Annotated in this window: 4 protein-coding genes and 1 pseudogene; 1 reads left to right on the top strand and 4 read right to left on the bottom strand. The window is 36.8% G+C overall.

Annotation, left to right across the window (positions count from 1 at the left end; genetic code table 11):
• Positions 1-156: 156 nt before the first annotated feature.
• Genes BMZ71_RS14280 through BMZ71_RS14265 form a run of 4 tightly spaced genes read right to left on the bottom strand, consistent with a single transcriptional unit; the run spans position 157 to position 3,782 of the window.
• A complete protein-coding gene (locus tag BMZ71_RS14280; RefSeq protein WP_086990880.1) occupies positions 157-1,356 on the bottom strand; it encodes an ABC transporter permease in 1,200 nt (399 codons plus the stop codon).
• Complete coding sequence (locus tag BMZ71_RS14275; protein ID WP_086990878.1) at positions 1,353-2,036, bottom strand: ABC transporter ATP-binding protein; 684 nt, start codon at positions 2,034-2,036, stop codon at positions 1,353-1,355. The genes BMZ71_RS14280 and BMZ71_RS14275 overlap by 4 nt, the downstream gene beginning before the upstream one ends.
• Positions 2,037-3,281, bottom strand: a complete 1,245-nt coding sequence (locus BMZ71_RS14270) for an efflux RND transporter periplasmic adaptor subunit (RefSeq protein WP_086990876.1) — start codon at positions 3,279-3,281, stop codon at positions 2,037-2,039.
• 3 nt (positions 3,282-3,284) lie between these two features.
• Positions 3,285-3,782: a hypothetical protein gene (locus BMZ71_RS14265; RefSeq protein WP_086990875.1), complete on the bottom strand. Its 498-nt coding sequence runs from the start codon at positions 3,780-3,782 to the stop codon at positions 3,285-3,287.
• A gap of 1,657 nt (positions 3,783-5,439) precedes the next feature.
• On the opposite strand from BMZ71_RS14265, the pseudogene BMZ71_RS15410 reads away from it, so the two are divergent.
• Positions 5,440-5,598, top strand: a pseudogene (locus BMZ71_RS15410) (IS5/IS1182 family transposase); the annotation flags it as partial.

The raw sequence follows: 5,598 nt of genomic DNA, 5'->3' as shown, positions 1-5,598 counted from the left end.
TAGACCGTATTCTGCATCGAGCGGAGGTCGTTCACATGAATGAAGCCAGCTACCGTATGAAGCATCGCCAGAGCATGTTTGTGAGCGAAAGTGTTCAAAATTAATTGGCGTTAACTGTTCAATTCTACTTGACGCTGACAAATGGCACCGCTTGGATTATCTTAATGTTTCAATCAGGTCTTTTTTAGCAGCTGCTGAAGCAGGCATGACAGAAAAAATCAAACCGATCCCAGTCGATACACTTATGGCTAAAAACACAGTGAAAAATTCAATTGAAATTGGAATATCAATGATGGATCCAATGATGTAAGCCAAACTGATCCCTACAATATAGCCCACAACCCCTCCAAACAAGGTCAGTGTGACTCCCTCCAAAAGAAATTGCATCCGAATGGAATTTTGGGTCGCTCCCAGCGCACGCCGAATCCCAATCTCCTTTGTCCTTTCTGAAACAGAAATGTACATCATATTCATTACGCCTACACCTGCAATAAAAAGTGATATTCCGGCAACAGCGGAAATAAATACGGTGATTGTGCGGAGGATTTTACTGATCCCGTCAGTTAATAAGGCGGTGTCGAATACTTGATACTCACCAAAGGCTTTCATTGCGCCCTTTTCCTTGAGTTGTTCAATCACATCCGTCGTCACGGAACTAGGAGACACCCCTTTTTCTAAGGTTACGGTCAAGGAAGATTTTTCAGCCGTATCATTGAAATAGTGCAGATAAGTTTTTTTGGGAATTTGAATGTTGCTTTCTGGCATAGAAAACAGACTTTCTGACTCCGAGCCTTGATAAATCCCGATTATTTTAAATAGATGGCTATCTAATTCAATGCCACGATCCAATGCGTTCTCAGCACTTCCATACATCTCTTTTGCGGTAACGGAATCTATCATAGCTACTTTATCCAGTGTTTCATTTTCATAAGCGGTCAGCTGGCGTCCGATAACGGGATCCTTACCCAGATCATTTATTAAAGAAACCTGCTTATTTTGTTTTTTACCCTTGATGTAAATGCCTTTATAAATGTTCGAATAATCGGGGTCAGGGTAATTTGCGGATTTCACTCCCTCAACTTGCTTTACGGTTGCAATGTCCACATCAGTGAAATAATCCAAACTGCTGTAGCTCAGACTATCGTTACTTGGGGCATAATTTACTTGTATGTTCACTTCATCCGATTCACCATTGGTTAAATTCCTTAACGTTTCTTTCTCAAATCCGCGGCCGATTGATAAAATAGTGATGACGGAGGCAATCCCAATCACAATGCCAAATATGGTTAACAGGCTTCGTTTTCTGTTTTTTAAGATTGCTTTAGTAGCGGTTCGCCAATTAACATATATGTTCATGGGCGTAACGCCTTGTCTTCAATAATCTCACCATCCCGAATACTTATTAATCTTGAACAATACGGGACCATATCAGGGTTATGTGTAACGAGAATAATCGTAACCTGATCTTGGGTATTCAAATCCACAAATAACTTCATAATCTCCTCAGAAGTATGCGAATCCAATGCCCCCGTCGGTTCGTCTGCGATGAGGAATTTAGGTTGGTTAATTAACGCTCTGGCAATTGCCACGCGCTGCTGTTGGCCGCCTGATAACTGTTTCAGGTGTTTATCCGCCTTATCGGAAAGACCCACTTTCTTCAAAACAGCCATTACCTTTTCTTTTGTTTGGTGAAATTTATAGCCATTGTAAAGCAAGGGTAATTCAACGTTTTCAAAAACAGTATTATTTTCGATCAAGCTGAAATTTTGAAATACAAAACCTACAGTTTGATTACGAATTTTTGAGAGGATTTCATCCGAAGAAGTCAATAAAACCTTTCCCTCGAATAAGTACTGTCCTTCGAATTGTTTATCGATGAATCCCAGTAAATTAATTAAGGTTGATTTTCCTGAGCCAGATGGACCCATGATGGCAATCATTTCACCTGGAGCAATCGCCAGATTGATATTTTTTAGGACATGCAGGCGTTCTTCGTCGTTCTGATAGTATTTATTCACATTAACCAAACTGATCATCTAATTCACCATCACTTCTTGGCCGTCTTTTAAATCTTGGGATGGATTGGAAATGATTCGGTCCTTTTCTTTTAATCCCTCTGTAACAACAAAAACACCCTCTCTATTTTCTGCCAGGATGGGTTGTTTTTTGACAGTTCCTTTGGAGTAAACAAAGACATATTGCTTCTCGTCTTCGTTCAGGATTGCCTTTTCGGGTATACGCAGTTCATTAACGGGCACATAAATTTGGCAACTATACCCATATTGTAAGTTTTCTGATGGTTTTACTTTGAAGGAATAATTTGCCACATTAGATTGTGCAGTTGCAGTCCCCTCAGTAGCCGTAGATTCCGGCAATATACTGATTTCTGTAATCGTACCTGCAATTTTTTTATTACTGTTCAGCAATTGGATTTCCACAGCTTGATCTGTTGCTAAGTGTCTGTAATCATACTCGGAAACTAATGCTTTTATGATTGTGTCCTTACCTAAAATTCTAATAACGGGAACACTCGCATTTGTTTTCCCTTTAGGTTCCACAATGGCGGTTCCATCAGTTGTTGCTGCTACATTTGTTGTAATTTTATTCTTGGCAAGTTCCATGTTTTGAGTGGAAGTGGATAAATCCAAGTTTGCGGAATCCAGTGCCTGCTGGGCTTGTGAGATGACTTCTTCCTGAGAAGAAATAGCTTCTTTATACTGATCCATTTTAGCTTGTTCTTCTTGGCGAATGGTTTGACCTTCCATTGAATCGGCATCTGCATTATTGAATGTATTGAATGCTTCATTCAAACTATTTTGAATGTTTTGTTTTTTCACATAAGTATTGTCCAGATTTTCTTGTGCATTATTCACCGCTAAAGTTAGTTTATCGAGCGTTTGTTGCTGTTCCATTATTTGATCTTGTACGGTTTCGTTTTGATAGACCAAAACCACCGTGTCTGCACTGATCTCTTGATTATTGGTTACTAAAATGTCAGAAACCTCGCCCTTTGTCTGATCAAAATAGAATTCCTCTACATTTTGAGCCGCGACAGATCCATTAAAGATTAAATCATCGGCTTTTTTTATCGTTACCGCGTCATAGGAAGCCACTGCAGGTTCTTGCTGCTGTTTTTGTTTGAAAAAAAATGCCGTACTGATCGCTAAAATGCCGATTATCCCCCATACGAAACTAATGATTATGCGCTTCTTTTTAGATAGTGGTTTCATTTTAAAACCTTTTTTATTAGCGTGTTCATCCTTTGCCTTGTTTCTCTTCATTTCTTACGCCTCAGTTTCGGCTTTAAATAGGTAGATTATGGACAAAATCGCTGGTAGGGAAACAAGCTCTTGTAGACCAATGCTAACAATAGAGATCATGCTGGCAAATTCGGCAAATCCCTGAATTTCTATTTTGGGAGTGAACAGCAAGGAATAAATAATCCCAGTTACTAGCCAAATTAAATGGAGGTAGTAAGGCGTTTTTGCAGTTGCGACGCCTTCTTTTAGTTTTTTATGTGCAGAGATGAGCATAATCAGGATTGTAATCGAGATGATTACGCCAATAACGGCATAAGCTTTTGTTCCTATACTATTTGCTTGTTCATATAATTGCGTGGCTGAAGATCCGTAGACGGCTTCTGTGTAGAGCGATTTGTCAGGATTTAAGACTCCCGCTAGCCCTATAATTGATGTGAGCAGCCCCAGAGCTTTCAAAACTAATAACACCATATTCCAATTTTTAGCCTTTTTAAGGTAATTCTTTTTGTCTTTTGTCTTCATTTTAGATTACACATCTTTTCATCAAGAATTTTTATTATCGGTTGAACTTTATAAAATCGGTTAAAAAGTTCGTTCTCTATATTTCCCTCAACTTTAACTTTAATCTCGAAATTTTTTTGAAAAGGTTAAAAAGACTGATTAATAGTAACAGTAAAAGTAAAATTGAAGGTGTTGCACTGATACTGTATATAAAGAATGCCACTATTATAAAGTCGGTAAATATAAAAAATAAATCTTTTAGATACAGATGTATATTGTCGAAAAGATGTTTAATCAATGTTTTCCCTCCCACACACATCCAGATTAGAGTTGCTAATAATCCTATTTTTTTGCCCGTTCTTCATGTGTCAGTGACTGAAAAAGATATGTTGTCTAGTACTACGACATTATTGTATTTTTTTGTTAGATTAGACACTTCAATCATGTAAATCTCTCCTCTTTCCTTATCTAATCACGGTTAAGTTTCTTTAAAAAAATTTAAGTAGCAATAATACAATTATTACAGAAATTAAACAGCCTCTTGCTCTTGCTAGCCACACATTTAATTTCTTTTTTTTCTTAAATTTTCCCCACTTTTGTAAATCATAATTGAAACTATTACAATGTACACTGTACAGACTCCGATAAAAAATGAAGAACTGATTTTATCTTTTGCCAAAATAATTATAAACATGCATCCCGCTAATATTGGAATGTATCTATGAAAGTCTTTAATCATTTTATTTTTTTCTCCTTTTTAACAAGATTTCTTTTCGCTTTGCTCTCAACTATCATTTGCTTTATTCCATTAAAAAACTGAGCTACTATAAACTCAACTTTCGCACCTTGAGAATGAGTTCGAAAAATTGATATAACAACGTTTCTGTTTATAGATTTATGTAGTAACGCCAAGGTGGAACTACTATTGACCGAATTAAAAGCGCATTTGAGAAAATATTTTACGCCAGTTATAGGTAATATTGTTGAGCAGATGAAAAACATCATCCATGTAACATGGATTCCCGCTAAAACATAACTAGGAACAAGTGAAAAACCCGCTAAATCCACGCTTGGATAGTATTTAGAGGCTTAATGCATCTAGTTGTGTATTTTATGTATAACTAAGATAAAACACATTAATATCAACGGTTTTAGCTTGTTTTTATTAAATCATAGTTAGGTGTTTCGGGAATGTAGGATGTATGGCTATTTTTATTGATAAGCTTCCTATAAATCGGAGTTGATATTTTTCATTACATACTCAAATAGAGTCAGGATGAATACTAATATAATTGCAGAAAACCAAAATATAATAGTTTGTCGTTCATATATTTTACATATTCTGATATACTGATAAAGTCAAACGCTCCCATTACATCGTGACAAAAGAATGGAACGCTAACAGACTGTTGGAAACCTAAAATTGTACTTTTTTCTGTCACGCCAGAAATTTCTTTATGCAAAACCATGTGCATCTATTCACAGCGAATTATAGAATTAAAAAAATCAAAAATCCCCACATAGAAATGCCTCCTAAATAATGTCTACTGAATAATTAACAAACCTTATCGCAACAGCGTTTTTAGCTGTTTTTTGGTATAATAGATGCATGGATTCCAGAGGGAAATACCAAAAACCCGTGCACTTTTTTCAAAAATGATACAAAGAGGCGATGAAAATGTACAAAAAGCAGACGAATCGGCAATTAACCATTTATGACTTCGATCAGCCATTGGGCCTTACGATGAACCCAGAAAACCGTTGGGTCAAAAAAGCAGATTCGATTCCCTGGTCAGTCATTGAAGATAAGTACGCTGCTCTGTTCAGCAGTGACAGA

The organism is Trichococcus flocculiformis, assembly GCF_900113645.1.
GTDB lineage: Bacteria > Bacillota > Bacilli > Lactobacillales > Aerococcaceae > Trichococcus > Trichococcus flocculiformis.
This window is presented reverse-complemented; position numbering and strand designations above follow the sequence as displayed.

Coding starts and splice junctions, on each gene's coding strand:
- BMZ71_RS14280 (WP_086990880.1), bottom strand. CDS start 1,356: ATGAACATATATGTTAATTGGCGAACCGCTACTAAAGCAATCTTAAAA.
- BMZ71_RS14275 (WP_086990878.1), bottom strand. CDS start 2,036: ATGATCAGTTTGGTTAATGTGAATAAATACTATCAGAACGACGAAGAA.
- BMZ71_RS14270 (WP_086990876.1), bottom strand. CDS start 3,281: ATGAAGAGAAACAAGGCAAAGGATGAACACGCTAATAAAAAAGGTTTT.
- BMZ71_RS14265 (WP_086990875.1), bottom strand. CDS start 3,782: ATGAAGACAAAAGACAAAAAGAATTACCTTAAAAAGGCTAAAAATTGG.